Origin of the sequence: Devosia sp. LjRoot3, assembly GCF_964252865.1 — a bacterium.
Lineage (GTDB): Bacteria > Pseudomonadota > Alphaproteobacteria > Rhizobiales > Devosiaceae > Devosia.
In genome coordinates, this window is the sequence record NZ_CAXUPK020000006.1 from 35878 (window position 1) to 62193 (window position 26316).

The following is a 26316-nucleotide window of genomic DNA, read 5'->3' on the forward strand; positions in this document are numbered from 1 at the left end:
TCGCGTCCCGTGGCGTTAAATGTGTTCTGTCCAGAAGCGGGCCGTCGGCTGGGCCGGGTTGAGGAACCCCGCGCCTTCAAGCACAGCTTGCAATTTCGGGCCCGGCGGCCCCTTCAATGTCAGTGATTTGCCCAGGGCCTCGGCCTTGGTGCGCGCCGCCAGAAGTGTCTGGACGGTAGTCACGTCGGCCTGGGCAATGTCCCTGGTGTCGAGCGCAACCGCGGCATGTTCGGCAACCGCCTCCTTGAGGCGGCCAAGCATGTCCTGAGCGGACTTGACCGAAACGTCACCGGTCAAAACGAGCGTGAAAGTGCTGCTCCCGGTCATTGCAGCGACCTGGTCGGAAAAAATATCAGCGATGTCATAATGCTCTCAGGCGTGGGTTAGTTAACAACCGATGAACGGTTCAAAGTATTCAGGCGGCGTGCGAACCCGTCTGGATAGTCAATGGACGATGTTTGCAGCCGTATTCCCATCCGGCCTGGTTATGATCATTCCTTAAATGGCTTAATCATTGGTTACAGGCAGAAGTTTTTTACTAGTCTAGCTTGCTGTCCGTTAGTATAACTCGCGAATAAATACAGACTCTTCTCAAGAGTATCCCGCACCACGATTCTGAGTCCAACCGGAGCGGCGGGGAATCGTGGCAAATAGACTCTTGAACGATTCAGAGTCCTGCGCCGGGCAATATTGATTGATTCATTGGTCCCGCTACTTGCCAGCGGGCCGGAAACGCCAAAATTGATGCAATTTTATGCAGTGCGGCAGGGCGCCAGGGCCGGGCGCGCCCTGCCTTTATTTTGCCCTGATTGCGGCAAGGTCAAATCGCGCACGTGCTGAGCGCCAGTTCGCGAAAATGCGAAATGCGACTATTTTCTCATGTCATCAGATATTTGCGCGGCGGACCACGCCGCCGCATTGCCCAGCCACGAAAATCCGGCGGGATCAGGACGCGGCCCGTTCGGTCCAGTGGAGGCTGGGCTTTGCCAGATAGGAAAGCCCCTCGGTCTCGCCGGAAATACGGCGCAGCAATATCTGGCCGAGCTGACGCCCCGCTTCGACAAAGTCCTCGCCCACGGTTTCGGCGGCCGGCTGGAACTGCATGAACATGGAGGACGCCTGCTTGGTCACCACATGAGCGGTCTTGCCCACCACATGGCCGCTATCGGCCAGGCCGCCCAGAATGGCCAGGGCCGAAATCTCGGAGGCGCCGATATAGCCGTCCGGACCATCCGGGCGCTTGGAGCGCTTGATCACATAGTTGCGGATGGCATCGGTGGCACTGTTGAGGTTCACGTCGGCGGCAAATTCATAGGCGATACCGGTCTCGCGCGCCCCCCGCTCGATGCCGGACTTGAGATGTTCCGTATAGGTCAGCGCGCTGTCGGGCAGCACGATGGACACCTTCTTGCAGCCATGCGCCGCGAGGCGCAGCGTTGCATGATAGGCAAAATCCTCATTGTCGAAATCGACATAGGGATGGGCCTCGGGCCACTGGCTGCGGCCGTGGCTGACAAAGGGGAAATCATTGTCGACGAGGAAGCGGATACGCTCGTCGAATGTTTCGGCTTTCGAGAAGATCACCCCGTCGGCCATGCGGTTGCGCACGATGTGCCGGATCGGCTCGATCGGCTGCACATTGCGGAACAGCGGGGTGATGACGAGGTGATAGGACGTGTCGCGCAGCGATTCGGTGATCCCGGTCACGAGCGAAGTGCCAAACCCATAGATCTGCTCATCCGGTTCAAGCACCAGCGCGATGACATTGGTGCGTCCGGTTTTCAGGCGCAGAGCCGCGCGGTCGGGCAGATAGCCTATTTCGGCAGCGATGCGCTGCACGCGGTCGCGCGTTTCCTGAGCCAGTTCCGGCGCATTGTTGAGCGCCCGGGAAATGGTGGTCACGGCAAGGCCCGTCATCTGGGCAATGGTCTTGAGCGTCGGCTTGCCGGAAGGCTTCACGCCGCGCTTGCTGCGCCCGGCGGACGGCAAATCGTCTTGCGACACGGAAATATCCCCTCATCCGTCCTTGGGCGGACGACGTTGTGAAGGGAAAACAACATCAGATTGAAGGCAAGAGATCAAGATAAAGCACAAAAGTCCCAACAGGCTCGACGCCCGTGGGATGTGCTCAACGCTTGGAGGCTGCCAATTCGGCCACCTTTGCGCAGTAAAATCCTCCTGAGGTACGTATGTCAATATGCCTCCGACAATATTTGCGGCGACAGCTCTTAGCCGTTGTCTTGGCCCAAGTTGACATGTCAGAAGCGAAGTGAGGACGCTGCCATACAAGGCGGCGAGGCATTTTGGCGGCGATGACTTTCCCGCGGCAGGAGGAGACAGAAGATGCGCAAGGTCGGCATCGGTATCGTTGGTTTGGGCAATATTTCGGCCGCCTATCTGAAGGCCGCGCAGAGTTTTCCGGTTCTCGACATCAAGGCCGTGGCCGATCTCAATCCGGCCGCCGCTGCGGCGCGCGCCGCCGAATTCGGCGTCAAGGCGGTCAGCATGGACGAGATCTTTGCCGATCCTGAAATCGAGATCATCCTCAACCTCACCATTCCAAAGGCCCATGTCGAAGTGGGCCTGCGCGCCATTGCCGCCGGCAAGCACGTCTATTCGGAAAAGCCGCTCGGCGTCGTCTTTGCTGAAGGCAAGAAGCTGGTCGAGGCGGCCAAGGCGAAAAACCTGCGCGTTGGTTCGGCGCCCGACACTTTCCTTGGCGGTTCGCACCAGACCGCCCGCCGCATCGTCGATGAAGGCCAGCTCGGCCAGGCCGTCGGCGGCACCGCCTATTTCATGTGCCCCGGCCACGAGCGCTGGCACCCCAATCCGGCCTTCTACTATGAAGCCGGCGGCGGCCCCATGCTCGATATGGGCCCCTATTACATCACCGACCTCGTCAACCTCCTCGGTCCGGTCGCAAAAGTCTCCGGCTTTGGCACCATGCTGCGCGATACGCGCACCATCACCGCCAAGGAGCGCAATGGCGAGGTGATCCCGGTGCATGTGGCGACCCACGTCTCGGGCACCCTCGTCTTTGCCAATGGCGCCGTGGTGCAGATTTCCATGAGTTTTGACGTTGCCGGCCACAAGCATGTGCCGCTCGAAATCTATGGCACGGACGCGACGCTTGTTGTTCCCGATCCCAACAATTTTGGCGGCCAGGTCGAAATCTTCAAAAAGGGCGGCGAGTGGACCAATGTCGACACCGACCAGCCCTATGCCGACGGCAATTACCGCTCGATCGGCCTCGCCGACATGGCCCATGCCATCGTCGAAAACCGCCCTCATCGCTGCAATGGCGACCTGGCGCTCCACGTCCTCGAAGTCATGGAAGCGTTTGAAACGTCCGCGCGCAGCGGCCAGGCCGTCGAAATCACCACCCCCGTCACCCGCCCTGCCCCGCTCGGCACTTCATTGGTGGACGGCAAGCTCGGGCGGTAGGCAGCTCGAGCCGAAGCCACACACTCGATTGTCACCCCGGCGAAGGCCGGGGCCCATCTTGAGATCTCGGGATGGATCCCGGCCTTCGCCGGGATGACAGCCGGGGTAGTCACGCCAGACCGCGGCGGTTCGTCAGGGCTCAGCCCCGCTTCTGCGCCATCAGCGCCAGCGGCCTGCCTTCGAGATCGCCAAAAAAACCCATCCACTCTTCCATTCCATCTTCATGTCGATGGATGAGGTGAGGCGTCTGCATGAACTCGACCCCACGCGCCGCGAGCGCCTCATGGGCCGCGTCGATATCGGCAACGCGAAAATACAGCACCGATTCCGGCCCCGCCTCGGTGCTCTCCTGCAGATAGAGCCGCAGCCCACCGCAATCGAAAAAGCTCAAGGCGCCGAACTGATAAAGATGCGTCAGACCCAAGACGTCGCGATACCAGGCCGTAGACGCCTCGATATCGAGCACCTGGCGCGAGACCTGCCCTACCGCCTGCAATAGTCCTTCATCGGCCATTTTCTCCTCCCCTCCCAAGCCCAACCTAAATTGGCGCCTGCCGGGGAGAAACGTCGAGTCCCAATTGCTGTCGGAGCTTCTTGCTCAGTTTCGCAGCGACGAGCCGATGCGCTTCGACCACATAGGCTTCCACGTCCTCTGGCCCGAGCGGCGAGTTGACCGAAATCGCCACCCAACCCGCCCGCGCAAAATAGGGTGCGGGGCGAATGCCGGGCAGCTCGGTAAGAAGGTCGAAGCTCATATCCGAGACCTTGCACCAGACCTCGCCGGGATCACGATCGAGCAGCGCAAAGATCTTGCCGCCGACTTTTGCGACCGAATCGTCGCGCCACTGGCGCACCAGCGTCACCGCCGGGAGCGCCTCGAGAAGGCTTCGAAACCTTCGCGTCGCATGATGGAGGGATAGGTGAGGCTCAACGTTAACAGTCTGCTAACAAAAAGCGGCGCGTCAGAGACGCGCCGCACAGGGAAGTGACTACTCGGCGGCAACCCCGAGCCCGATGGGACAGCTCACGCCCGTCCCGTTGAGCCCGCAATAGCCATTGGGGTTCTTGGCCAGGTATTGCTGGTGATAGGTCTCGGCATAGTAGAACGGACCGGCCTCGCCGATCTCGGTGGTGATTGCTCCCAACCCCTTCTCGCGCAAGGCCTTTTCGTACATGGCCTTACTCGCAGCCACGGTTTCAGCCTGCGCCGGCGTCGTCGTATATATGGCCGAGCGATACTGGGTGCCCACGTCATTGCCCTGGCGCATACCCTGGGTCGGATCGTGCTCCTCCCAGAAGGTTTTCAGCAGCGTTTCCAATGAGATAGCCTTTGGATCATAGACCACCTTGACGCTCTCGGTATGGCCCGTACGGCCCGAACAGACCTCCTCATAGGAGGCATTGGGCGTGTGCCCGCCCTGATAGCCCACGGCAGTCACGAAAACCCCGGACAACTTCCAGAACAGGCGCTCAGCGCCCCAGAAGCAACCGAGCCCGAAATAGATGGTCTCGGCACCCTCGGGATAGGGTCCCTTGAGAGCGGCGCCATTGACAAAATGTTGTGATGCGACAGGCATTTCCATGTCGCGACCGGGCAACGCCTCGGCTTCGGTGGGGATGGTAGTCGGCTTGGTGCGGAAGAACATGAGTTTCTCCTTTCGCCGCGTAATATGGGGATTGTCGCCCCCGATTTTTAGATCAGATATCGTCAGCCCGCAAAAACCGCTCCCGCCGCGGCTTGCGCCCCAGAAGCGCGAGCACGATCCCCGGCACGCCGATCACAGCGAACGCGGGATAGGTGAGAACAGCGTCGAAGACCCGGTCGAGCAGATTGGCAAAGAACCGGCTATGAAAAAACTCTCGAACAATATCAAGGCTTTGCGCATGGATCTGCAGCCAGATATCGCCCAATGACGTCATGACGACGGCATTGGCCGCCAGTGACTTCGTGCCATCAATGACAAGCAAGACCAGCGCCAGGCCAATGAGCCAGGTGCCGACAATTCGCAAGGCTATCCGCATTCACCCCGTCCTGTGCTTGTGGGCGCCGACCGCTGCACCCCTGCACGTCCTTCCTTTTGCCACGCACCGGGGCCGTTTCACAAGAGATCAGCCCAATCACGAAAAACATACGGGACAGGACAAAACTCATGCTTGCGCCCGAAACGTTCATCAGTATATTGCGCCACGCTCGCAACGGCATAACAAGGCCGTGCGCTACCTGGTTCCAGGGTTGCAAAGGCGATGCGGAGAGATGGCCGAGTGGTCGAAGGCGCACGCCTGGAAAGTGTGTAGGCGGGGAACCGTCTCGAGGGTTCGAATCCCTCTCTCTCCGCCATTTACCCCAAAGCCAGCACTTTCAATAACTTGGGCACCCGGAAATCTTGCGGACGCATTCGCATGTCTGTCCGCCCTTCAAGACCCTTCCGCCGCAAGGAGAATGGCTTCGATTGCCGCATAACCGCGGTTGCGAGCGTGCTCGAGCGCGGTGACGCCTTCCCTGTCGGCGAGATTGATGTCGGCCCCGGCATCAACGAGCAACCGCACGATCTCTACGTGGCGCTCGCCGCCGTCGCCGAGCGCCGGTCATCTCGGAAATGGTCTTGGCCAGATCGCGCACGCGCTGCGTCTCGGCCACCTGGTTGAAGATCTTGACCCGATCGCCGCGCTGGGGCGGATGCTCGATCGCCAGGCGAATGCAGCGAACCGTATCCTGGATATTGATGAGAGCCCGCGTCTGCCCGCCGGTGCCGTGCACAGTCAGGGCATGCCCGACCGCGGCCTGCATGAGGAAGCGATTGAGCACGGTGCCATAATCGCCATCATAATCGAAGCGGTTGATCAGATCGTCGTGGAGGCGCGTCTCTTCGGTCTGCGTGCCCCAGACGATCCCCTGATGGAGATCGGTGATCCGCAGCTCGTCATTGCGGGCATAGAACTGGAACAGCAACTGATCCATGGACTTGGTCATGTGATAGACCGAGCCGGGCGCGGTGGGGAACAGGATGGAACGGGGATAAACCTCTTCGTTCGGTCCTTTCACGACGACGTCCAGATAGCCCTCCGGAATTTCAAGGCCCGAGCCGTCATAGCCATAGACCCCCATGGTTCCCAGGTGCACCACATGGATGTCCCGGCCCAGTTCGGAAATGGCGACGAGCAGATTGTGGGTGCCGCGGATATTGTTGTCGACCGTGTAGCGCTTATGCGTCGCATTGGTCATCGAATAGGGCGCGGCGCGCTGTTCGGCAAAGTGCACGACGGCATCGGGCTTGAAGCTGTCGATGGCGTCGCGCAGCCCGGCATAGTCGTTGGCAATGTCGATATGGAAATAGTCGATCGTCTGGCCGGCAACGCCATGCCAGGCCTGCAGGCGTTGGCCGATGGAGGCGATCGGGGTGAGACTGGCCGCACCCAGCTCATCGTCGATATGCCGGCGCGAGAGATTGTCGATGATACCAACGCGATAGCCGTTGGCTGACAGATGCAGGCTAGTCGGCCAGCCGCAAAAGCCATCACCGCCAAGGATAAGAACTGACTTCATCGGTTGCCTCCTCGCTGGTGGAAGAGGCTATCACGACGAAATTCGACCGATACTCCCGGAAGAGGTAGCGGTAACACAACCTTAACTTGGTATTACTGAATCCTTAACATTCGCGGCGGTGGATCAACCGCTCCGACATGGGTCGGGTGCAACGGAAACGCGGCCCCGCATTAGCGCGCTGCGGGCACCGGCGGAAGCCGGACCAAGCGAAGAAAGCAGGGAGCAACACACCGCGTCGCTCCCCTGAACGGCCTTAGCGCAGACGACCCGAAAGGTTCGGCACGGCCGCCGGGCGCTCGGCAGCGGGCGCCGTTCTGCCACCCGTGATCCTGCCCAGCGTTGCGCCCCAGGCGTTCTGCGACAGGTGCGAAAGAACCGAAAGGGCACGGCGATGGGAGGGCATGAACCAGGCAAAGAACAGGACGCGGATGACCCAGGCGAGGCGCCCGGTAAACTGCAGGCCCCAAAGCTCGGTGATGCCGCGCTGACCGGCAAGGCCCGCCGCCTGACCAAGGCCGCGGAAGTTGAAGCCCTTGACCGGCTGGCCCTTGATGGTGCGGGCAATGTTGCGACCGACGCAGTCGCCCTGCTTCATGGCAAAGAGGGCATTGGTCGGGCAAGGTTCGCCGGTGACCGGATGCGGCACTGCAGCGATGTCGCCGGCAACCCAGATATTGTGACTGCCGCGAACACGCAGGTCTTCGTCGGCAATGATCTGGCCAACGCCATTGCGCGGCAACGATTCAGTGCCAGGCAGGACGCTAAAACTCACCCCGGCCGCCACGACCGACAGATCGGACGCGACGGTCGCGCCGTTGGCGAGTTCGACATGGTCGGCCAGGATCTGGGAAACGCGCACGCCCTGATGGAGCTGCACGCCCTGATCGAGGAGCTGGCGCGTGGCCGTCTCGGCGATATGGGTAAAGTCGGGGCGCAGCGAGGGCAGGAGCTTGTCGCTGGAGGAGACAAGGTGGACATTGACCTTGCCCGAACCAGCGCGACCGTAGCGGGCGGCAAGAGCGGAGGCCGTTTCGACGCCGGCAAGCCCGCCGCCAACGACCACGACATTGCGCGTCGTTTGGGCAGCGGCATCGCGGCTTTCGAGTTCGCCGACGAGCTTTTGCATGTCGCGCGAATTCTTGACGCACCAGCCGTTCTCTGCGAGCCCGGGAATGCGATCGAAGGGATCGACGGACCCGGCGGCGATCACGAGATGCTCGAACTTGATTTCCCGTGCGGCCCCCTCGCCCTGCACGGTCAGCGTACGGCCGGGCAGATCTGCGGAAACGACTTCGCCCTGCACGAAGCTATTGCCCAGGATCGGCTGGATCGGGGTCAATGTGCTGCCCACAGCCAGGTCGCCGGACAGCACTTCGCCGGTCCAGCCGTGATAGGTGTGGTGCCCATCGCGCGAGATCAGGGTCAGCTCGACCTCGCCGCGCGCGACCTGGGAACCGAGGCGCGAACGCAGGACGGAAAAGGCGTGCAGGCCGGCATAGCCGCCGCCCAGGATGACTATGCGGCGCATATGACCTGCTCCTCTGCGGGTGCGAATGTGCGGGAGGGGGCGTCTTCGATCAGCCGGCCAAAGGACCGGAACGGGGCGAGGTGGAAGCCCAGATGCTCGTGCTCTTTTGCGAGCTTGAGGATGTGCTCTGCCTGATCGAGCTGAGCGTCGCCCATGCAGAAGTGCCCCTGGTGACCAGAGAGGGCGAGCAGCATGGTTTCGGCAAGGCACGCATAGGCAAGCTTGGGCGCCAGCGCGATCGAGCCGCGCAGATCAAAGCCCGGAATTTCAACGAGGCCGCCATCGACGATCAGAACGTCCGGGCGCTCCGTAAGAAGGCGCTCATCGGTGTTGCGCGGCACGGTATCGTCGAGAACGATGGCGCCGCGCTTGAGGTGTTCGCTGCGCAGCAGGGCATCGGGCGAGGACGTCAGCAGGACGACCAGATCGGCCTTGGCCACATCCGCCATGTCCGTGCTCACGGTGGCTTCGACGCCATCACGACGGACATCGGCGGCCAGCGCTTCCAGACGCTTTTCGTTGCGCGCAACCAGGAGAAGGCGGCCGGGGTGCTTGCGGGCATAGAGCCGGGTCAGGCACGAGCCGACGCTGCCCGTCGCACCGACCATGGCAATCAGCGGGTCGTGGCCAAGCGAGGCGGTCAGCTTTTCAATCGCCTGCAGCGTCATGGCCGCCGTAAAGGCATTGCCATTGGTGACGCCGATATCGCTGCGCTTGGCAAAGGCCTTGCCGCCCACGGAAGCCGGTGCGGTGAGCGCCCCGAGACCCACAACGGAAGCGCCAAGATCGCGCGCCTTGTCGATGGCAGCAGAAATACGACCCTGCACCTGCGAGCGCGGCAGTGTAAGCAACTGCGTCGGCGTCAGAGGAACAGTAATGATCCTGCCGACAACTTTCCCGGGCAGATCAACCCGAGACATCTTGCCTGTAACCATCGGCGGCACCGGAAGATGCTTCAGCGCGCTACGCCAGATGACCTCTGGAACCAGCGAGAACGGCTTGCCGAACAGTATACCCATATCTGCACGCAGCGTATTTCTTGGGTGCACCAAGAACGCAAACTCAGAATGCATAACAACCCCGCCCTACTCGCGCCGCAACTGGCGACGCCGCAGAAAGGGTTTTAGCACAATTTTAAGAAAAGTTTAACGAACTGTTAGGAGACTTTAAGACTTAGTTAACGCGACCCGTTCAAATGCACGAAAACATGGCAACACACGTTTAAGCCTTTGCCTTTATGATGCTATTTTGGAGTATCTCCGTAGCGCCTAGTGTCAGGCCCGTTGCGAATGGCAGGGTTCCCTGCTCCTCGCCTGAAAATTCAGGGCCTTGCCGCGGGTGGGAAGCAGGGGTTGGTCATGAGTGCAACTGAGCCGGACATTTTCGACCTCAAAGGTCTTACGACCGCTTTGGACGACAAGGCGGAATATTCGCTGAGACGCGCCCTCGAAGCCGTGCGCGTGCATCTTGGGATGCAGGTGGCCTATGTCTCGGAATTCGTCGGCGACCGTTCCTATTTCCGAGAAGTCGATGCGCCGGGGCTGGAGCATGTGATCAAGCCCGGCGACTCCATGCCGCTTGACTATGTCTATTGCCGGCACATTCTCGAGGGCCGCCTGCCCGAACTGATGCCCGATGTGCTCGACGTGCCCTTCGCGGCGGCCATGCCCTTTACCCATGACATGGGTATTCGCGCCCATATGAGCGTGCCCATCAAGCTCCAAGACGGCACGACGCATGGCATGTTCTGCTGCATCAGTACCGAACCGCAGCCTTCGCTCAATATGCGCGACCTCAAGATGATGCGCGCCGTCGCCGAACTGACGGCCGTCCTGATCGGCCGCGAGATCGATGCCACGACCGAGCACCGGACCAATCTCGAACGCATCCAGCGGGTCCTGGCCAGCGACGAACTTTCGATCGTGGTGCAGCCCATTTACCGGATCGCCGACCACCGGCTGGTCGGGTTCGAATGCCTGTCGCGCTTTGCCAGCCCCGAGGGATGGACGCCTGATATCTGGTTCACCATGGCAGCCTCGGTTGGCCTCGGCATTGAACTTGAAATGATGGCTGTCCAAAAAGGTCTGGCGCTGCTCGATCTCTTCCCCAAGGACATCTACCTGACCTTCAACGTCTCGCCCGAAACGATCATTTCGGGCGCCGTGGCGGAAGCCATTGCGGGCAAGGACGGACGGCGCGTGGTGGTCGAAATCACCGAGCATGCCAGCGTCTCGGACTATGAGGCGCTGGGTCGCGCCCTGAACGACATTCGCGTCAACGGCGTTCGTCTGGCCGTGGACGATGCGGGTGCCGGTTATGCGAGCCTGCGTCATATCCTGGCGCTGCAGCCCGATATCATCAAGCTCGACATCAGCCTGACCCGCAACATCCAGGACGACCTGGCGCGCCATGCCCTGGCCGCCGCGCTGGTGCATTTCGGCCGCGAGACCAAGAGCCAGATTCTGGCGGAAGGCGTTGAGTCGGCCGTTGAATTTGAAGCCTTGCGCAAGCTTGGTGTTGAAACGGCGCAGGGATATTTTATCGGCCGGCCAATGCCATGCGCCGATGCCTGCCTGCTCATTGCCCAGCAGCAGATCGCTGCCCGGCCGCGGCCAAAGCTGGCTACCCCCAGCGTAAAGGCGGCCATGTAAAGCGGGCCTATCGACGGGTGGGCATCCTCACCCGTCGACAGTTGTGCCGCCCGGTCTCTACCCCTCAAAATCAGGTTTTTTGGCGCGTCGCGAGCTTCCGGCGTCGCGCTGCGCTTTGGTGCAAGTCACCGTCAGAACTGGAGCCGCATTCGGGGTGCGGTCATTAGCAACTCTAAATCATCATAAGCAAGATTAAATTGCCTAATCTTCTCGGGATCGCTAGCGCAGCCGAGCCCAAGCGTTGGGTGGCCCAAATGCGTTGTGCAGAACGCAATTGCGCAGACATCAGGATGTGTCGTTCGCACATGTCGAGGGGGAACGATTGAACTACAATGCCGCAATTCCGGAAGCCAAGCGAGGCTACCAGGCCCTTCCCGCCAATTGGGTATTCATCGGCAATGGCGAACCCGAGCCGCAGAGTTTTCATGTCTCCCGGCGGGTCACCCTCGAAGGTCCGGTCTCAGGGCACCTGATCTCGGAACCCGTTCGACCGGGTGTGGACCTCTTTTCGGTAGAGGCCCGTGCCGAGGCGGGGTTTCATCTGACCATCGACCAGCAGGTCAAGCCGGGCACCTTGCATATTGGCTGTGTCGCCACCGGCGAGGGGACGTTCGCGACCTCGCCCGGCAAGCTGGCGCCACAACGCTGGCGCGGATCGGGGACCATCATGACCCTTGTGCCGCCAGAAGATCGCTTGATGTATGAGGTTCAGCTCGATCAACCCGTGGCGGGCCTCGGGATCAGCGTCGAACCCGAGGCGCTGGGGGCGATGTTTGGGGGCGATGAATTGCCCGATATCCTGCGCAATATCGTCGAGGGCCGGGTGACGCCGGTGTCGCAGGTGACAAAGGCGCGGTTCGACCCGGTTCGCGTCGCCAATGAACTGCTGCGCCCGACATTTACCGGATCCTTGATGAGCCTGCACCGGGAGTCCAAATCCCTTGAGTTCCTGGTGCATCTGCTTGGATCGCTGGACGGCGCGCCGCCCGCAGGCGCCGAAGAACTCTCGCGACGCGTGCTTGCCAGAGTTGAGGAGGCGCGCGACAGGCTGGTATCGGACCTGCGCAACCCGCCCGGGCTGCACGACCTGGCCGGTGCCGTCGGCCTGACGGCCAAGGTGCTCAATCAGGGTTTTAGGGAACTCTACGGCACGACCGTTTTCGACTATCTGCGCGACACGCGGCTGCAGGCGGCCCGGCGCATGATCGAAGAGGGGCTGAACCTGCCGCTCAAGCAGATCGCCTGGCAGGTCGGCTATGCCCAGGCCAGCAATTTCGTCAGCGCCTATCGCCGCCATTTCGGCACGACGCCGCGCCGGCATGGCCTGCAATACGAAGCCGAAAACTGAGGGGTCGATTATGCGCACGAGCAATGCTTATGCGCGGAAAAATCGACATTGAACCGGTTCACTCCCAATCGCTAACCCTGCCTGCAAAACATCAGGCAGGTACATTTTGCGTAACAATCACCATCGGCTCCCCGGCTCGGCCCGGGCCTCAAAACTTCCCCTCGCCGTCCTGGCCCTGATGGGCTGCAGCGCACTCACGCCCAGTTCGGCCTTGGCCGGCGGCGATGTCGCCTGGTTTCTTGATTGGCTGTCGCCGGCTCGCCTAATGGCCATCTCGGCCGATGGCAAGGTGGTGGGCGGCTATGTCAGCAATGGTGCTTATCCAGTTGCCACCGTCTGGTCGGCCGCAGATGGCCGTGTGGATCTCGGGTCCAATGGCGGCCTGACCAGCGCGGTCCATGCGCTCTCGCCAGACGGGTCAAGTGCAGTTGGGTATTGGGTGACTTCGACCGGCAAGCAATATGCCATGCGCTGGACCAAGACAGGCGGCATGGAAGATTTGGGCTCGCTCGGCGTCGATGGCTTCGCATTCGCCAATGCCATGTCCGCCGACGGCAGCGTGGTTGTGGGTACGTCCGACCACGACAACACCAATCTCATCGACGAACGGCGGGCTTTCCGCTGGGTCGAGGGCGGCACCGGGGGCGATGCCGCCAATCCGCAGATGTATTCGCTCGGCACGCTGGGCGGACAGTACAGCACCGGCACCGGCGTTTCAGCGGATGGCACCATCATCGTCGGGGATTCCGACAATGGCATGGGCTCCATCCTCGCCTATCGCTGGACCGAAGGGACCGGGATGATCGGACTTGGCCATCTGGGCGGCGGCCACAGTTTCGCCAATGCGATTTCCGCCGATGGCAGCACTATTGTCGGCCGATCGCTCGACGCCGAGAATACGGTCGACGCCTATCGCTGGCGTGAAGATATCGGCATGCAGAGCCTCGGCACCCTGGCCGGCGACGTATCCAGCCACGCAACGGCCGTTTCTGCCGATGGCTCGGTGATCGTGGGGCGCTCCTTTAGCCCCGGAACCAATACGGCGTTCCGCTGGACTGAGCAAACTCAGATGCAATCGGTCTCCGACTGGCTCGCGGCTGGCAATGTATCCGCCCCGGTCTGGGATAGGTCCGAAGCCACCGGCGTTTCAGCCGACGGCACGGTGGTGGTGGGCAATAGTGCCGGCGCCGACGGGGTCTGGCATCCCTATATTGCCAGGGTCACCCCGACGACGGCCGGCGTCATCGATCCGACGAAATTTGCCGCATCGCTCTATGATGCGACCCAGACCGCCTATGCGGCGCAGCAGCTTTCCTTCCTGCCGCTCAATGGCGCGCACCACCAGCCGCTGATGACACAGCAGAGCCTGGCGGAGGATAGCTGCGTCTGGGCGACGGGCGACATCGGCTATTCCGGCCATGGCCGCGATGGCGGTGCCGGCCTTGCCGAAGTGGGCGCCTGCCACGACTTTGCCGACAATGTCCGGGCCGGGCTCGGGGTGGGCAAGAGCGGCGCCTGGCAGAACCTGGCGCTTGGCGGCAGCATGCGTGCCGATGGTCAATATATCGTCGGCGAGATCGACTGGGCGCCCGAGGGCACGCCGCTGCTGCTCTCGGCCACGGCCCTTTATGGTGGCTGGGCGACGACCACGCGCCGTGGCTATGCCAATGGCGGCGGCACGGACTATTCGGAAGGCTCGACCCATGCACGGGCCGCCATGCTGCGGGCCCGCATCGACTGGCTGGACGCGGCAAGCCTGGGGGCCACAACGTTCAGCCCCTGGGCCGCGCTCACGCTCTCGCAGACCAATGTGGACGGCTATACCGAACAGGGCGGCGCGTTTCCGGCCCGGTTCGACGCCCTGGCCCATACCGCGGCCGAGCTGCGCGTGGGCCTGACGGCAAAGCGGCCGATCACCGATGCCACCACGCTGACCGGCACGATCGAGGCAGTGCATCGCTTCGATGCCACGGGACCGGCGACTTCGGGCGAAACCCTCGGCTTGTTCGCCTTCAACCTGCCCGGCCAGGCCCAGAACCAGACCTGGCTGCGGGTCGGTGCCGATCTAGAACACAAGTTCTCGGCCTCCGCCGCCGGCTCGCTCTCGCTCCATGCCAGCACCAATGGCCAGGATGCGGCACTCTCGGGCGCCGCCGGTCTGCGCTTCAGCTTCTGAGAAAAGAGGGGCCCGCATCGCGGGCCCCTCTCCGTTCAGGCAGCGACCCAGTTCATCCCGGCCTCGCCATGGAGAAAGCCGTTGGCGAAGGGCGCCTGCGGATAGATTTCCCGCAGCCGCTCCATGGCCTCGTCGGCGGCAAGCGCGCCGTCGCGAACTCTAGCAAAGAGCTGCGCCACCGCCACCATGTCGCAATCCTGCGGCGAGAGGCGGAGATGGGTAACACCGAGCGCCGCCAGCCCCGGCAATTCGCCGAACAGGACCTGACAATGGCGCGACATCGTCTGGACGCCATTGATGGAGAGGAAGGGCTGGCCATCGAGCGTATCGACATCGAGCCCATCGGGCTCGTCGCCGCAGACGAACTGGCAATTGTCCTTGGCGTGCCCCTTGGCGCGGGCATGGGCACAGCGGGCCGAAATCGCCAGCGGCAGGCGGCCAAAGGCAAAGACCTCGTATTCCGCATCCGGCGCGCCGGCGATGATCGGGCCAATCGACGTTTCAGACAATTCGGGGCCAAGGCAGAGCCGGACAGCCCCGCGCTTGATGAGCAGGCGCGCCGTGGAAGCATTGTAGACATTGACGAAGGGGCCGACGAGGTGCGGCCTGCCGGCGAGAAGCCGCAGGGCTGAGAGGTCGTTGGCCTCGACAAGACTGGTCGCAACGGCAAGCTTTCGCGTCGCGGCGACTTCGCGCTCCTGCGTCACCAGGATCAGCGAAGCCAGAGCCACCGCCTTGCCGCTCTTTTCCAGGCGCTCGACGACCTCGGGAAGAAAGGGCCGGGTGAAGTGGTCGCGCTTGGAACAGACCGCTTCACCCAGCGTCACCGCATCAACATGCCCCGAATCGGCGATGCGGTAATAGAAATCGCGCCATTTTTCGCCCGACCAAAGATAGGGGACCGGCCCCATGGTGATCTTGAGCGTTTTCGTTTCAGCCATGGTCAGCGCCACTTCTTCTCATAGGCCCCGGACGTGGTGCGCTGGCCCTCGCTGAGGCGCCGGAGCTGGGCGAGATGCGCGGGGCGATCGGCGGGCGCGGCCGAAAGCGCCGAGCGCAGCTGCGAAACGACCTGGGCGACATAGGCCTTGCCGCGCTGCCGGCCCTCAATCTTGAGCGCCGTAACCCCAGCAGCTTTCAGCGCATCGAGATGATCCATGACATCGAGGCTTACGGGGTCCTCGAAGGCATAGGCGTCCTCGTCGGCAATATGGAACCGCCCTTTGCATAGGGTCGGATAGCCCGCCGGCTCATCGGCGCCAAAGCGATTGATGGTGAAACCGCCGAGTTCGGACACCATCTCCGCCCCGTCCTCGCGATAGCGCACATGGCTCGCTGGCGAGCAGACGCCCTGCATATTGGGGGATTGTCCGGTGATATAGGAGGAGAGCGAGCAGCGCCCCTCGGCCATGACGCAGAGCCCGCCAAAGGCGAAGACCTCCAGTTCGCAATCGACCTGCCGCGCGATATTGGCGATTTCGGGCACGGTCAGCACGCGGGGCAGCACCAGGCGCTTGGCGCCAAAGCTCTCCACCAGGAGGCTGACGGCATCGACATTGGAGGCCGAGGCCTGCACCGAGACATGCAGGCGCTGGCCGGGGTGATTGGTCGCCACATGCTCCATCAGTGCAAGATCGGCGAGGATGACGGCATCGGCACCCGCCGCGACCGCGTCGTCGGCCGCCTGGAACCACAGCTCCTCGGCCCCGGCACGCATAAAAGTGTTGAGTGCCACATAGGTCTGGACACCACGGGCATGACCGAAGGCCACGGCTTCCCTAAGTTCGGCGCGGCTAAAATTGAGGCCGGGGAAATTGCGGGCATTGGTTTCGTCCCGAAAGCCGCAATAGACGGCATCGGCGCCGGCTTCGACGGCCTCGCGATAGGCGGCGGGCGTGCCGGCTGGGCAGATCAGTTCCATGGCTCAGACGATCCCGACCAGGGCGCGCTGCCGCACCAACTCGCCCACCCGGCGGAAGGGCTGCGCAAAGGGGCCGGCCAGGCCGGAGAGATCGGCGGGCAGGTCAAAGCCGCAATCATCGAGCCCATTGCGCAGGGCCAGCATGGCCTCCATGTCGCCGGTCACAGTCAGGCTGCGCGAGAAAAAGACCGCATCGCCATCGATGCGCCCTTCGAGCAAAGCCAGCAGCATCAGCATAGGGCCGGAAACGGCGGAAGAAACGGGCGGTGCCTTGTCCTTGCGATAGGCGCGGATCGTGCGCCGGGCGGGGTGAATGACGAAGCTGAGGTCGAGGTCGGCGGGGGTAAAGCGAAAGCTCTTTTCCGCCTGGGAACCGAGGCGATCAAAGAGGTCGGGGTGCTGCTGCAAGGCGCGGTGAAAGACCGCGTCGACCACGCGCTGCACGACGCCGAGCGGTACGTGATCGATGGCACGGGAGAGAGGCCGGGGCAGCAACATCGGGCGAGGTCCTGTTGGTGAACGCGGGCAAAATCTAGGTCGCGCCAGCCCCCCTCACGTTGATGTGGCGCAAAGATGGGTGGGATTGACGGCGCTAGGGTCTGGCCATGTCCTCACCCCTGCTCCCGCCGCTGCGCCACCCCACCGCCGACACGCTTCGAGGTTTTCTGGACCTTTTGGAAACACGCGGGCTGCTGAAGCGAATTTCCCAGCCGGTCAGTGTGCGGCACGAGATCACCGAGATTCATCGTCGGGTGCTGGCCGATCACGGGCAGGCGCTGCTGGTGGAAAAGCCAGAGCTCGCCGATGGCACGGCTGCCTCGATGCCCATGCTCGTCAACCTCTTCGGCACGGTCGAACGCGTGGCGCTGGGGATGGGGCTCGACGCTGCCGATCTGCCGGCTCTGGGTGAGGCACTGGCCGATCTGCGCTCGCCAAAACCGCCGCGCAATCTCAGGGCCGCCTGGGCGCAGCGCGACATGTTGAAGGCGGCGCTGACCCTGCGCACCAAAAGCGTGCAACGTCCCGCCTGCCAGCAGGTGGTTCGCGAAAATGGGGCCATAGACCTGACGCGATTGCCGATCCAGTGGTGCTGGTCGGGGGAACCGGCACCACTGATCACCTGGCCCTTGGTCATCACCCGGGCGCCGGACGATCCCGATGACATCAATGTCGGCATCTATCGCATGCAGGTCCTGGGGCCGAACCGGGCGATTGTGCGCTGGTTGCCGAGCCGGGGCGGCGCACGGCATCATCGGCTCTGGCAGAAACAGGGCCGCGACATGCCCATTGCGGTCGCCATCGGCGCCGATCCCGCGACCATTCTGGCGGCGGTCATGCCCCTGCCCGATGGCATCAACGAGATGGCCTTTGCCGGCGTATTGCGTCGCCGCGCCAGCCCGGTGGGGCGGGCGACCAGCGTCGACCTGCCCGTGCCGGCCGAGGCGGAAATGGTGATCGAGGGGACGGTTTCGGCCAGCGAAACGGCACCCGAAGGCCCCTATGGCGACCATACCGGCTACTATAATGGCGTCGAGCCGTTTCCGGTGATGACGGTTTCGGCCGTGACCTCCCGGCGCGATCCCATCTATCTCTCGACCTATACCGGGCGCCCGCCGGACGAGCCTTCCCGGCTCGGCGAGGCGATGACGCCGCTTTTCGTGCCGCTGGCCAGGCGGCAATTTCCCGAGATCACCGATCTGTGGTTGCCGCCGGAGGCCTGTTCCTATCGCGCCATGGTTGTGGCCGTGGACAAGCGCTATCCGGGCCAGGCGCGGCGGGTGATGATGGGGCTCTGGTCCATGCTGCCGCAATTCAGCATGACCAAGCTGATCATTGCCGTCGATCCCGATATCGATGTGCGCAACTGGGCCGATGTCATCTGGGCCCTCTCCACCCGCTTCGATGCCCCGCGCGACCTGGTTGTCGTGCCCGACACGCCCATCGACTATCTCGACTTTGCCTCGGCACATCCGGGCCTTGGGGGTAAACTGGGGCTTGATGCCACCAACAAAATCGGGGCGGAAACCAGCCGCGAATGGGGACGGCCGCTTACCATGTCGGCAGACGTGGCCACCCGCATTGACGCCATCTGGCCGAGCCTGGGATTGGGCATATGAGCAAGCAACGCGTCATTGTCGCGCTGACCGGCGCTTCGGGGGCGGCTCTCGGCCTGCGCGCGGTCGAAAAACTGGCGGCGCGCGGCGATGTGGAAACCCATGTCGTGGTTTCGCCCTCGGCGGAGCGAACCTTACGGCACGAAGTGGACGCGGGCGCGCTCGAACGACTGCGCCGGCTGGCATTCCAGTTTCACGCCCATGACGATATCGGGGCCAGCATTGCCAGCGGCTCTTTCCGGGTCGCGGGAATGATCGTGGCGCCCTGCTCCATGCGCACGCTCGCCGCAATTGCCTGCGGCATCAGCGACAATCTGATTGCTCGCGCCGCCGATGTGCAGCTCAAGGAGCGTCGGCGGCTGGTGCTTTTGGCGCGCGAGACGCCGCTGCATCTGGGCCATTTGCGGAACATGCTGGCGGTGACCGAGATGGGTGCCATGGTGATGCCGCCCGTTCCCGCGTTTTACCATTTGCCGCAGACGGTTGCCGACATTGTCGATCATCTGGCGGCGCGCGCCATTGACCTGCTCGCGCTGCCGGGCGAGCCTGAGGCCCGCCCGTGGACCGGGCAGGGTCTTGCCTAAACCGCGAGCGAGTGGCGCGCGGCGCCCTGGCCGAAATAGCTGTCGAGGCGCGCGGCGATGGAGCGCACGAAGGGGCGGCCGCGAGCGGTGACGCGGAATTGCCCCTCGGCCATTTCCACCAGCCCGTCCTCGTCCACCAGGGCGATGGCCTCTATTTCGTGGAACAGCGCCAGGCCGGCTTCGCCAAAGCCCGAGAGGTCCCGGGGCGAGAGGGTGAATTTGCACAGCAGTGTCATGATGGCATGGGCGCGCAACTTATCCGCCGGCATCAGGGCAAAGCCCTTGGCTATGGCGCCATCGCCGCCTGCGACGGCCTTGCGATACTCGCCGGTCGCGGTAATGTTCTGCACATAGCCCTGCGGTAATTGGCCGATGGCGGAAGCGCCAAGCCCGATCAGCGCATCGGCGCCATCTTCGGTATAGCCCTGGAAATTGCGCCTGAGCCGGCCGGTGCGGGCCGCAATCGCCAGCCCGTCGTCGGGCCGGGCAAAATGGTCAAAGCCGATCGCCTCCATGCCCGACGCCTCGAGCCGGTCCGCCGCCAGTTGCGCCTGGGCGAAACGGGCGTGACGATCGGGCAAGGCTGCTTCGGGGATCATCTTCTGGTGCGGCTTCATCCAGGGCACATGGGCATAGCCGAAGAGCGCCACCCGATCGGGCGCCAGGGACAAGGCCGAAGCGATGGTGCTTTCAAGCCCCGCCTCGGTCTGGTGCGGCAGGCCATAGAGGAGGTCGAGATTGACCGAGCGGACATTTCGCGCCCGCATGGCGGCGACAACGTCCCGTGTCTGTTCAAACGTCTGCAGGCGGTTGATCGCCTGCTGCACCTTGGGGTCAAAATCCTGCACCCCGATGCTGGCGCGGGTCAGGCCGAAATCGGCCATGGCGTCGTAGCGCCCGTCATCGAGATCATTGGGGTCGATCTCGATGCTGATCTGGGCATCAGGCGCGATATTGAAATGCTCCGCAAGTTTTCGCTTGAGCACCGCAAAATCCTCGGGCGCAAGCAGCGTTGGCGAGCCGCCACCGAGGTGGATGGCCGTCACCTTGCCATGCCCGCGCAATTGCCGGGAAACCCAGGCGATCTCGTCGTAAAGCGCCAGCAGATAGTCGGCGACCGGCTCATAGCGCAGCGTGTGCTTGGTGTGGCAACCGCAGAACCAGCAGAGCCGATCGCAATAGGGAATGTGGAGATAGAGCGAGATGGTGGCGCGCTCGGGCAGGGCCGCGAGCCAGCGGGCATAGGTTTTCGTGTCGATGCCGGCATGAAAATGCGGCGCCGTGGGATAGCTGGTATAGCGGGGAACCGGCGTTGAATATTTCTCGACCAGAAAAGTGGTTTGGTCCTGCATCGCCGCACCTGATTTGTTTGACCAGGAGCCAGTATCACTCGGGGCGAAAGCGAGATTGATGCGGATCAAACCGGATCGGGATTGCGCGCATGCCTCTCCTTCCGGATGGGATGGCCCCGGTTGATCCAGAACAAGTGCAACGGGGGCGAATGCGCCTATTGAGTGCCATGCCGATGAAAGAGCGCTATGAGGCTGCAATTGTGCTGAATGACCACCACCATCCCAGGAAAGCGCTTCGTGGACACAGTGCTTTCCTTCTAGCCGGAGTTAGCCTTGCGTAGCCTTGTCGCCGCCGCGGTTGTCGCGCTCCTGACGATCGTTTTCACGCTGCCGGTCTTTGCCCATGCGAGCCTGCTCAGCGCGCAGCCGGCCGACGGCGCCGTGCTCACTGAAGCGCCGACCGAGCTGGTCCTGACCTTCAACGAACCGGTCAGCCCGCTTGCCGTGCTCCTTGTCGGCCTTGATGGCGCCACGAGCCCGCTCGACACGGTTTCTGCGGTGGGGAACGCCCTCACCATCGAACTGCCCGCCGATCAGGCGGCGGGAACGCGTGTGATCAGCTGGCGCGCGATTTCTGCAGATGGGCATCCCATAGCCGGCACGACGAGCTTTTCCGTCGGCGCTGCGGGGGCCGAACCTGTCGTGGCTGAGGTGGCGCCACTCCATTCGGAGGTGGCGGCCACGCTTTGGGTGACCCGGATCGTTCTCTTTGTCGGACTTTTCTTCGGGGCGGGCGGCGCGGCCTTTCGGGCGCTCTCCCCACTTCTTCCCCAACCGGCCCGGCGCCTGAGCATGATCACCAGCGTTGCGGGCATGGTGGCCGCGTTTTTGGTCATCGGCCTGCAGGGCCTCGATATTCTGGGGCTCGGGCTTGGCAATCTGACGGAGGGCCGGGTCTGGATTGTGGGCGTCGCTTCCGTCTACGGGCAGACGAGTCTGGTGGCGCTGGGCGCCCTGGTGATCGCCTTGGTGGGCCTTGGCGCAAAGAGCGCCGGCTGGGGCAAGGGCCTGGGCATTGCCGCCATTCTTTTGGTCGGCCTCGCCATTTCCCTTAGCGGGCATGCGAGCGCTGCCCAGCCGCAATGGCTGATGAAGCCGGCGCTTTTCCTCCATGTGGTCGCCATCGCCTGGTGGGTGGGCGCGCTTTATCCGCTGATCCTGCTGTTGCGCGCCGACCCCGCCGTGGCAACGCTGCCGCTCGTCAAATTCTCCCGCGCCATTCCCTTCGCTGTGGCGCCGCTGGTTGTGTCCGGCCTGGTTCTGGCCGTTGTGCAATTGGGTTGGCCCGGTCCCGCCTGGCTCTCGGGCTATGGCGCTATTCTCGCCGCGAAACTGCTGCTATTGGCCGGGCTCTTTGCCATAGCCTGCTGGAACCGCTGGGCGCTGACCGCGCCCGCTGCGGCGGGGGATGCCGGGGCGATCGGGCGCATGCGCCGGTCCATCCTTGGCGAAATCATCCTGGTCCTTGCCATTCTCTGCCTCGTTTCCGGCTGGCGCTTTACCCCGCCGCCGCGGGCTCTGGCCCTTGAACAGCCGGTGGCGGCCGAACTGACCCTCACCCAAGGCGACTTTGTTGCCACGGTCCAGATTGCGCCGGCAAAAGTCGGACCGGTCGATTTCAGCATCGGCCTCTCGACGGCGGATGGCGAAACAGTCGCCCCCAGGGCGGTGCGCCTTTCGGTGGAGCCGGTCGGCGCCGATCTTGCGCCCATGACGCGTTCGGCCGAGGCGGATGCAGCGGGGACCTGGCACGCCAACGGCATGCCACTGCCCCTGCCCGGCGCCTGGACCGTGGAGGTCGAGGTGCGGGTCAGCGATTTCAAACTGGTCAAATTCAGCGGCGAGTTCGATCTGGCGCCCTAGGCCAGCAGCGCCGGATTTGTGCAGCCGGTCGCCCGGAACGGCTGCAGGCGATGGGCGGGAACGCCAAGCGTTTCAAGCTCGGTGGTCAACCGCGCCAGAGCCATTTCGTCGAGCAGGAGATCGTGCACCGTGGTGCGGATATCGCAGGCAATGCCGCTCGCCAGAACCTTGAGAAGACTGGCCCGACCCTTGGCGCCGCTGCCTGCAACCCCGGTGACGCGCTGATATTCGGCAAAGGCGGCTTTGACGTCGAAGCCGATCCAATCGATCAGCGGCAGCACCTGCGCCAGCCGGCCCGGATAGGGGCCGGCGCTGTGGAGGCCGATCCGAAAACCGAGGCCCCGCACCGCCCTTATGGCGTCGGGCAACGCGGCCTGCAGGGTCGGCTCGCCGCCGGAAAAGACGACACCATCAAGCAGCCCCCGCCGGCTCGCAAGAAAATCCATGACCTCGGACCACGGGATCGTGTCCTCTGAGGTGGGAGGGATGAGGTGGGGATTGTGGCAATAGCCGCAATCCCAGGGGCAGCCCTGGCAAAAAATGGTGGCAACCAGTTCGCCGGGCCAATCGCAGGTGGAGATTTTCGTGAGCCCGCCAACGCGCAGCTCAGCCGAGCGCTGCCTGCTTTTCGCTGAAGAACCGACGCTCATTATGCTCGCCCTTCTTGCCGCGATTGAAGGAGGAAACGGGGCGATGATAGCCCATGACGCGGGTCCAGACCTCGCAGGGCTGACGCTCTTCTTCGGTGAGGGTGATTTCGGCGCGCAGTGGCTTTGTCGTCATCATATTCATGCGGTTTTCCTTTCAGCATGCGGCGGCCTGCCGCTTGGCTGCGAGCCGTTCGGCGTCGCATTTTGGACAGAAGGCGTGCTCGCCTTCGAGATAGCCGTGGGTGGGGCAGATCGAGAATGTCGGGGTGACGGTGATATAGGGCAGGCGGAAATTGCTCAGCGCCCGCTTCACCAGCTTCTTGCAGGCCGCGCCCGAGGACAGACGCGAACCCATATAGAGATGCAGCACCGTGCCGCCGGTATATTTGCGCTGCAATTCGTCCTGCTTTTCCAGCGCCTCGAAGGGGTCATCGGTGAAGCCGACGGGGAGCTGGCTGGAATTGGTATAGTAGGGATTTTCGTCGGTTCCGGCCTGGATGATGCCGGGAAACCGCTTCCGGTCTTCCCTGGCGAAGCGATAGGTGGCGCCCTCGGCGGGCGTCGCTTCGAGGTTGAACATGTTGCCGGTTTCTTCCTGGAACTGGGTAATGCGCTTGCGCACATGATCGAGCAGGCGCACCGCAAAGGCATGCCCCCAGGCCGTGGTGATGTCTTCGCAATCGCCGGTGAAATTGCGGATCATCTCGTTGACGCCATTGACCCCGAGCGTCGAGAAATGATTACGCAGCGTGCCGAGATAGCGCCTGGTATAGGGATAGAGCCCCTCATCCATATAGCGCTGCACCACGTCGCGCTTGATCTCGAGACTGATGCGCCCGAGATCGAGGAGAGCATCGAGGTGGGCAAAAAGCCCGGCTTCGTCACCCCGATAGACATGGCCCAGCCGGGCGCAATTGACCGTCACGACGCCGATGGAACCGGTCTGTTCGGCGCTGCCGAAAAGGCCATTGCCGCGCTTGAGCAATTCGGTGAGGTCGAGCTGCAGGCGGCAGCACATGGAGCGGATCATGTGCGGCTTGAGCTCGGAATTGAGGAAATTCTGGAAATAGGGCAGGCCGTATTTGGCCGTCATGTCGAAAAGCCGGTCGGCATTCTCGCTGTCCCAAGGGAAATCGGGCGCAATATTGTAAGTGGGGATCGGGAAGGTGAAGACGCGCCCCAGGGCGTCGCCATTACTCATCACCTCGATATAGGCGCGGTTGATCATGTCCATCTCGGCCTGGAGGTCGCCATAGCGGAACGGCATCTCCTCCCCGCCGATCAGCGGCACCTGATCCCTGAGGTCCTCGGGACAGGTCCAGTCGAAGGTGAGATTGGTGAAGGGGGTTTGGGTGCCCCAGCGCGAGGGCACGTTGAGATTGTAGACCAGCTCCTGCATTGACTGCAGGACCTGCCGATAGCTGAGCCCATCCTTGCGGACAAAGGGCGCCATATAGGTGTCGAAGGAACTAAAAGCCTGGGCGCCGGCCCATTCGTTCTGCAGCGTGCCGAGGAAGTTGACGATCTGCCCGACGGCGCTCGAAAAATGCTTTGGCGGGCCGGATTCGACCTTGCCCGGCACCCCGTTGAGCCCTTCGGTCAGGAGCATGCGCAGCGACCAGCCGGCGCAATAGCCCGCGAGCACGTCGAGGTCATGGATATGAATGTCGCCCTCGCGATGGGCCTCTCCGATTTCGGCGGGATAGAGGTGGGACAGCCAATAATTGGCGACGACCTTGCCCGAAATGTTGAGGATGAGGCCGCCCAGCGAATAGCCCTGATTGGCATTGGCGTTCACCCGCCAGTCGGAGCGGTCGAGATATTCCTCGATACTCTGGCCAACCGCGACCTGGGGCGCCACTGTCTGCGGATTCACTGGTTTTTCGCGATGCATTTCACAACCCTTAGTATGGCGCGACTGCGAAATGTATAGATGTGGTATGCCTTGACCGTCTTTGCGCTGACGCAAAGATCGGCCCCGACTGGGTAGCACTTCGGGTCCGAACTGGCGGATTGGTTGCTGGACGGTTGACATCGCGCTAACGCGTGGTAACGTTCCCACGAAGGTCATGACAAATTGACCGCGGAGGATCTGCCGTTGCGCAAGCGCCGGCCTACCATCATCGATGTGGCTGAACGGGCCGGGGTGTCTAAAAGCACCGCGGCGCGGGCCCTTGCGGGTGCGGAAAGCATCCTCGATGAGACGCGCGAGCGCGTGCTCGCGGCGGCAAAAGCCGTGGGCTATGAGCGCAATCACCTGGCGGTGGGCATGCGGTCCGGTCGCTCGGGCATGCTGGGCCTGGTTATTCCAGACATCACCAACCCCTTCTGGGCCGATGTGGCGCGGGGCGCGCAGGATCGAGCGGCGGAGGCGGATGTTTCCCTGCTGGTGTTTTCCTCGGACTGGGACCCGGCCAAGGAAGAGAGCCATTTGCGGGCCTTGCGCCGGGCGCGCGTCGATGGCGCGATCGTCAATCCGGTTTCCGATGCGCTCGATGATCTCGACCGGTTCGGCCTGCCCTTCGTGCTGATCGGTTCGAGCGCCGAGCGCTTTGCCGATGTGTCGAGCGTTGGTTCCGATATTGCCCAGGCAGTGACGCTGGGGCTGAACCATCTGGTTTCCAAGGGACACCATGCGCCGCTGATTATTGCCGGGCCGAAATTCCGCCTGGCGCGCACGCGCTTTCTCAACACCGTGCAGCGTCATTGCATCGAGAGGGATGTGGACCCTGCCCAGCTCGTTGTCGAGGACGGCGAATATACGTTCGAGGGCGGGCGGCAGGCCATGTTGCGGCTACTCGACCGCCCGCATGTCGTCCATATCTGCGTCTTTGCCGCCAATGACATGATGGCGATCGGCGCCATGATGGCCGTGCGCGAGCGCGGCCTGCGCTGCCCCGAAGATGTGTCGATCCTTGGCTTTGACGGCATCCCGTCAGGCGCCTTTACGCTTCCGGGATTGACGACCATTGCCAAGCCCGGCCGGGACATCGGCACGCGGGCGGTGGAGAGCCTTTTCGACGAAATCGAAGGACGGCCGGAACACGGCCGCGTCTATATGCCTTGCCGGCTGGTCGATCGGGCCTCGCTCGCCGATCTGTCGCGCGAACCCCGCAAACTGGCGGGGTAGGGAGGATCTGA

Annotated in this window: 21 protein-coding genes, 1 tRNA gene and 3 pseudogenes; 9 read left to right on the forward strand and 16 right to left on the reverse strand. The window is 63.0% G+C overall.

All coding sequences use genetic code 11. The annotated features are described in order from the left end of the window. Positions 1–15: 15 nt before the first annotated feature. Both ACSQ2A_RS19815 and ACSQ2A_RS19820 read right to left on the reverse strand, forming a co-directional pair. Entirely contained in the window at positions 16–327 is a 312-nt protein-coding gene (locus ACSQ2A_RS19815) for an STAS domain-containing protein (protein ID WP_436073628.1), read from the reverse strand. A 618-nt stretch (positions 328–945) separates the two neighbouring features. Next, a complete protein-coding gene (locus tag ACSQ2A_RS19820; RefSeq protein ID WP_295414190.1) occupies positions 946–2004 on the reverse strand; it encodes a LacI family transcriptional regulator in 1059 nt (352 codons plus the stop codon). 339 nt (positions 2005–2343) lie between these two features. Between ACSQ2A_RS19820 and ACSQ2A_RS19825 the strand changes: the two genes are divergently transcribed. After that, complete coding sequence (locus ACSQ2A_RS19825) at positions 2344–3444, forward strand: Gfo/Idh/MocA family protein (RefSeq protein ID WP_436073629.1); 1101 nt, start codon at positions 2344–2346, stop codon at positions 3442–3444. Between the two features lie 139 nt (positions 3445–3583). Here the strand turns inward: ACSQ2A_RS19825 and ACSQ2A_RS19830 are convergent, their stop codons facing one another. The 4 genes from ACSQ2A_RS19830 to ACSQ2A_RS19845 form a co-directional block, all read right to left on the reverse strand. Then, positions 3584–3958, reverse strand: coding sequence for a VOC family protein (locus tag ACSQ2A_RS19830; RefSeq protein ID WP_295414186.1), 375 nt, complete (start codon positions 3956–3958; stop codon positions 3584–3586). A gap of 25 nt (positions 3959–3983) precedes the next feature. Further along, on the reverse strand, positions 3984–4307 hold the full coding sequence (locus tag ACSQ2A_RS19835) for an MmcQ/YjbR family DNA-binding protein (RefSeq protein ID WP_436073630.1): 324 nt from the start codon (positions 4305–4307) through the stop codon (positions 3984–3986). 126 nt (positions 4308–4433) lie between these two features. After that, the gene (gene msrA, locus ACSQ2A_RS19840; RefSeq protein WP_436073631.1) at positions 4434–5090 is read right to left on the reverse strand and encodes a peptide-methionine (S)-S-oxide reductase MsrA; all 657 of its coding nucleotides are present in this window, start codon (positions 5088–5090) and stop codon (positions 4434–4436) included. A 52-nt stretch (positions 5091–5142) separates the two neighbouring features. Then, positions 5143–5466 (reverse strand): hypothetical protein, encoded by a 324-nt coding sequence (locus tag ACSQ2A_RS19845; RefSeq protein WP_295414182.1) that lies wholly within the window; start codon positions 5464–5466, stop codon positions 5143–5145. A gap of 226 nt (positions 5467–5692) precedes the next feature. Between ACSQ2A_RS19845 and ACSQ2A_RS19850 the strand changes: the two genes are divergently transcribed. Continuing rightward, positions 5693–5782, forward strand: a tRNA-Ser gene (locus ACSQ2A_RS19850). A gap of 77 nt (positions 5783–5859) precedes the next feature. Here ACSQ2A_RS19850 and ACSQ2A_RS19855 read toward each other — a convergent pair. The 4 genes and pseudogenes from ACSQ2A_RS19855 to ACSQ2A_RS19870 all read right to left on the reverse strand — a co-directional run. Next, positions 5860–6024: pseudogene (locus ACSQ2A_RS19855) on the reverse strand (ankyrin repeat domain-containing protein); the annotation flags it as partial. Then, positions 6020–6988, reverse strand: a pseudogene (locus tag ACSQ2A_RS19860) (NAD-dependent epimerase/dehydratase family protein); the annotation flags it as partial. The pseudogenes ACSQ2A_RS19855 and ACSQ2A_RS19860, both read right to left, overlap by 5 nt. Positions 6989–7241: 253 nt before the next feature. After that, positions 7242–8516 (reverse strand): NAD(P)/FAD-dependent oxidoreductase, encoded by a 1275-nt coding sequence (locus ACSQ2A_RS19865; RefSeq protein WP_436073632.1) that lies wholly within the window; start codon positions 8514–8516, stop codon positions 7242–7244. Further along, on the reverse strand, positions 8504–9535 hold the full coding sequence (locus tag ACSQ2A_RS19870; protein ID WP_295414169.1) for a polysaccharide biosynthesis protein: 1032 nt from the start codon (positions 9533–9535) through the stop codon (positions 8504–8506). The genes ACSQ2A_RS19865 and ACSQ2A_RS19870 overlap by 13 nt, the downstream gene beginning before the upstream one ends. A gap of 339 nt (positions 9536–9874) precedes the next feature. Between ACSQ2A_RS19870 and ACSQ2A_RS19875 the strand changes: the two genes are divergently transcribed. The 3 genes from ACSQ2A_RS19875 to ACSQ2A_RS19885 all read left to right on the forward strand — a co-directional run bounded on the left by ACSQ2A_RS19875 (position 9875) and on the right by ACSQ2A_RS19885 (position 14691). Beyond that, a complete protein-coding gene (locus tag ACSQ2A_RS19875) occupies positions 9875–11167 on the forward strand; it encodes a sensor domain-containing phosphodiesterase (protein WP_436073633.1) in 1293 nt (430 codons plus the stop codon). A 322-nt stretch (positions 11168–11489) separates the two neighbouring features. Further along, entirely contained in the window at positions 11490–12515 is a 1026-nt protein-coding gene (locus ACSQ2A_RS19880) for a helix-turn-helix transcriptional regulator (RefSeq protein WP_436073634.1), read from the forward strand. Positions 12516–12621: 106 nt separating this feature from the next. After that, a complete protein-coding gene (locus ACSQ2A_RS19885; RefSeq protein ID WP_436073635.1) occupies positions 12622–14691 on the forward strand; it encodes an autotransporter domain-containing protein in 2070 nt (689 codons plus the stop codon). 35 nt (positions 14692–14726) lie between these two features. On the opposite strand, the gene ubiV is transcribed toward ACSQ2A_RS19885, so the two are convergent. The 3 genes from ubiV to ubiT are packed head-to-tail and all read right to left on the reverse strand — an operon-like array spanning position 14727 to position 17110. Further along, positions 14727–15632 (reverse strand): ubiquinone anaerobic biosynthesis protein UbiV, encoded by a 906-nt coding sequence (ubiV, locus tag ACSQ2A_RS19890; protein ID WP_436073636.1) that lies wholly within the window; start codon positions 15630–15632, stop codon positions 14727–14729. Between the two features lie 2 nt (positions 15633–15634). Beyond that, complete coding sequence (gene ubiU / locus ACSQ2A_RS19895; RefSeq protein ID WP_436073637.1) at positions 15635–16612, reverse strand: ubiquinone anaerobic biosynthesis protein UbiU; 978 nt, start codon at positions 16610–16612, stop codon at positions 15635–15637. A 3-nt stretch (positions 16613–16615) separates the two neighbouring features. Then, positions 16616–17110 (reverse strand): ubiquinone anaerobic biosynthesis accessory factor UbiT, encoded by a 495-nt coding sequence (gene ubiT, locus ACSQ2A_RS19900; protein ID WP_436073638.1) that lies wholly within the window; start codon positions 17108–17110, stop codon positions 16616–16618. 107 nt (positions 17111–17217) lie between these two features. Between ubiT and ACSQ2A_RS19905 the strand changes: the two genes are divergently transcribed. Further along, on the forward strand, positions 17218–18729 hold the full coding sequence (locus tag ACSQ2A_RS19905; RefSeq protein WP_436073639.1) for a UbiD family decarboxylase: 1512 nt from the start codon (positions 17218–17220) through the stop codon (positions 18727–18729). After that, positions 18726–19310, forward strand: a complete 585-nt coding sequence (locus ACSQ2A_RS19910) for a UbiX family flavin prenyltransferase (RefSeq protein WP_436073640.1) — start codon at positions 18726–18728, stop codon at positions 19308–19310. The genes ACSQ2A_RS19905 and ACSQ2A_RS19910 overlap by 4 nt, the downstream gene beginning before the upstream one ends. Here the strand turns inward: ACSQ2A_RS19910 and hemN are convergent. After that, a complete protein-coding gene (gene hemN, locus ACSQ2A_RS19915) occupies positions 19307–20662 on the reverse strand; it encodes an oxygen-independent coproporphyrinogen III oxidase (RefSeq protein WP_436073641.1) in 1356 nt (451 codons plus the stop codon). The two genes, ACSQ2A_RS19910 and hemN, sit on opposite strands and share 4 nt — an antisense overlap. A 273-nt stretch (positions 20663–20935) precedes the next feature. Between hemN and ACSQ2A_RS19920 the strand changes: the two genes are divergently transcribed. Then, a complete protein-coding gene (locus tag ACSQ2A_RS19920) occupies positions 20936–22525 on the forward strand; it encodes a copper resistance CopC/CopD family protein (protein WP_436073642.1) in 1590 nt (529 codons plus the stop codon). Here the strand turns inward: ACSQ2A_RS19920 and ACSQ2A_RS19925 are convergent. Beyond that, a complete protein-coding gene (locus tag ACSQ2A_RS19925) occupies positions 22522–23175 on the reverse strand; it encodes an anaerobic ribonucleoside-triphosphate reductase activating protein (protein WP_436073643.1) in 654 nt (217 codons plus the stop codon). The genes ACSQ2A_RS19920 and ACSQ2A_RS19925 overlap by 4 nt on opposite strands. Continuing rightward, positions 23132–25051: pseudogene (locus tag ACSQ2A_RS19930) on the reverse strand (ribonucleoside triphosphate reductase). The gene ACSQ2A_RS19925 and the pseudogene ACSQ2A_RS19930 overlap by 44 nt, the downstream one beginning before the upstream one ends. A gap of 201 nt (positions 25052–25252) precedes the next feature. Here ACSQ2A_RS19930 and ACSQ2A_RS19935 point away from each other — a divergent pair. Then, complete coding sequence (locus ACSQ2A_RS19935) at positions 25253–26305, forward strand: LacI family DNA-binding transcriptional regulator (RefSeq protein WP_436073644.1); 1053 nt, start codon at positions 25253–25255, stop codon at positions 26303–26305. Positions 26306–26316: the final 11 nt, after the last annotated feature.

Excerpts from the sequence above, each read along its gene's own strand:
- ACSQ2A_RS19815 (WP_436073628.1), bottom strand. The coding sequence starts at position 327 with ATGACCGGGAGCAGCACTTTCACGCTCGTTTTGACCGGTGACGTTTCG.
- ACSQ2A_RS19825 (WP_436073629.1), top strand. The coding sequence starts at position 2,344 with ATGCGCAAGGTCGGCATCGGTATCGTTGGTTTGGGCAATATTTCGGCC.
- ACSQ2A_RS19830 (WP_295414186.1), bottom strand. The coding sequence starts at position 3,958 with ATGGCCGATGAAGGACTATTGCAGGCGGTAGGGCAGGTCTCGCGCCAG.
- msrA (WP_436073631.1), bottom strand. The coding sequence starts at position 5,090 with ATGTTCTTCCGCACCAAGCCGACTACCATCCCCACCGAAGCCGAGGCG.
- ACSQ2A_RS19845 (WP_295414182.1), bottom strand. The coding sequence starts at position 5,466 with ATGCGGATAGCCTTGCGAATTGTCGGCACCTGGCTCATTGGCCTGGCG.
- ACSQ2A_RS19865 (WP_436073632.1), bottom strand. The coding sequence starts at position 8,516 with ATGCGCCGCATAGTCATCCTGGGCGGCGGCTATGCCGGCCTGCACGCC.
- ACSQ2A_RS19870 (WP_295414169.1), bottom strand. The coding sequence starts at position 9,535 with ATGGGTATACTGTTCGGCAAGCCGTTCTCGCTGGTTCCAGAGGTCATC.
- ACSQ2A_RS19875 (WP_436073633.1), top strand. The coding sequence starts at position 9,875 with ATGAGTGCAACTGAGCCGGACATTTTCGACCTCAAAGGTCTTACGACC.
- ubiV (WP_436073636.1), bottom strand. The coding sequence starts at position 15,632 with ATGGCTGAAACGAAAACGCTCAAGATCACCATGGGGCCGGTCCCCTAT.
- ubiU (WP_436073637.1), bottom strand. The coding sequence starts at position 16,612 with ATGGAACTGATCTGCCCAGCCGGCACGCCCGCCGCCTATCGCGAGGCC.
- ubiT (WP_436073638.1), bottom strand. The coding sequence starts at position 17,110 with ATGTTGCTGCCCCGGCCTCTCTCCCGTGCCATCGATCACGTACCGCTC.
- ACSQ2A_RS19905 (WP_436073639.1), top strand. The coding sequence starts at position 17,218 with ATGTCCTCACCCCTGCTCCCGCCGCTGCGCCACCCCACCGCCGACACG.
- ACSQ2A_RS19910 (WP_436073640.1), top strand. The coding sequence starts at position 18,726 with ATGAGCAAGCAACGCGTCATTGTCGCGCTGACCGGCGCTTCGGGGGCG.
- hemN (WP_436073641.1), bottom strand. The coding sequence starts at position 20,662 with ATGCAGGACCAAACCACTTTTCTGGTCGAGAAATATTCAACGCCGGTT.
- ACSQ2A_RS19925 (WP_436073643.1), bottom strand. The coding sequence starts at position 23,175 with ATGAGCGTCGGTTCTTCAGCGAAAAGCAGGCAGCGCTCGGCTGAGCTG.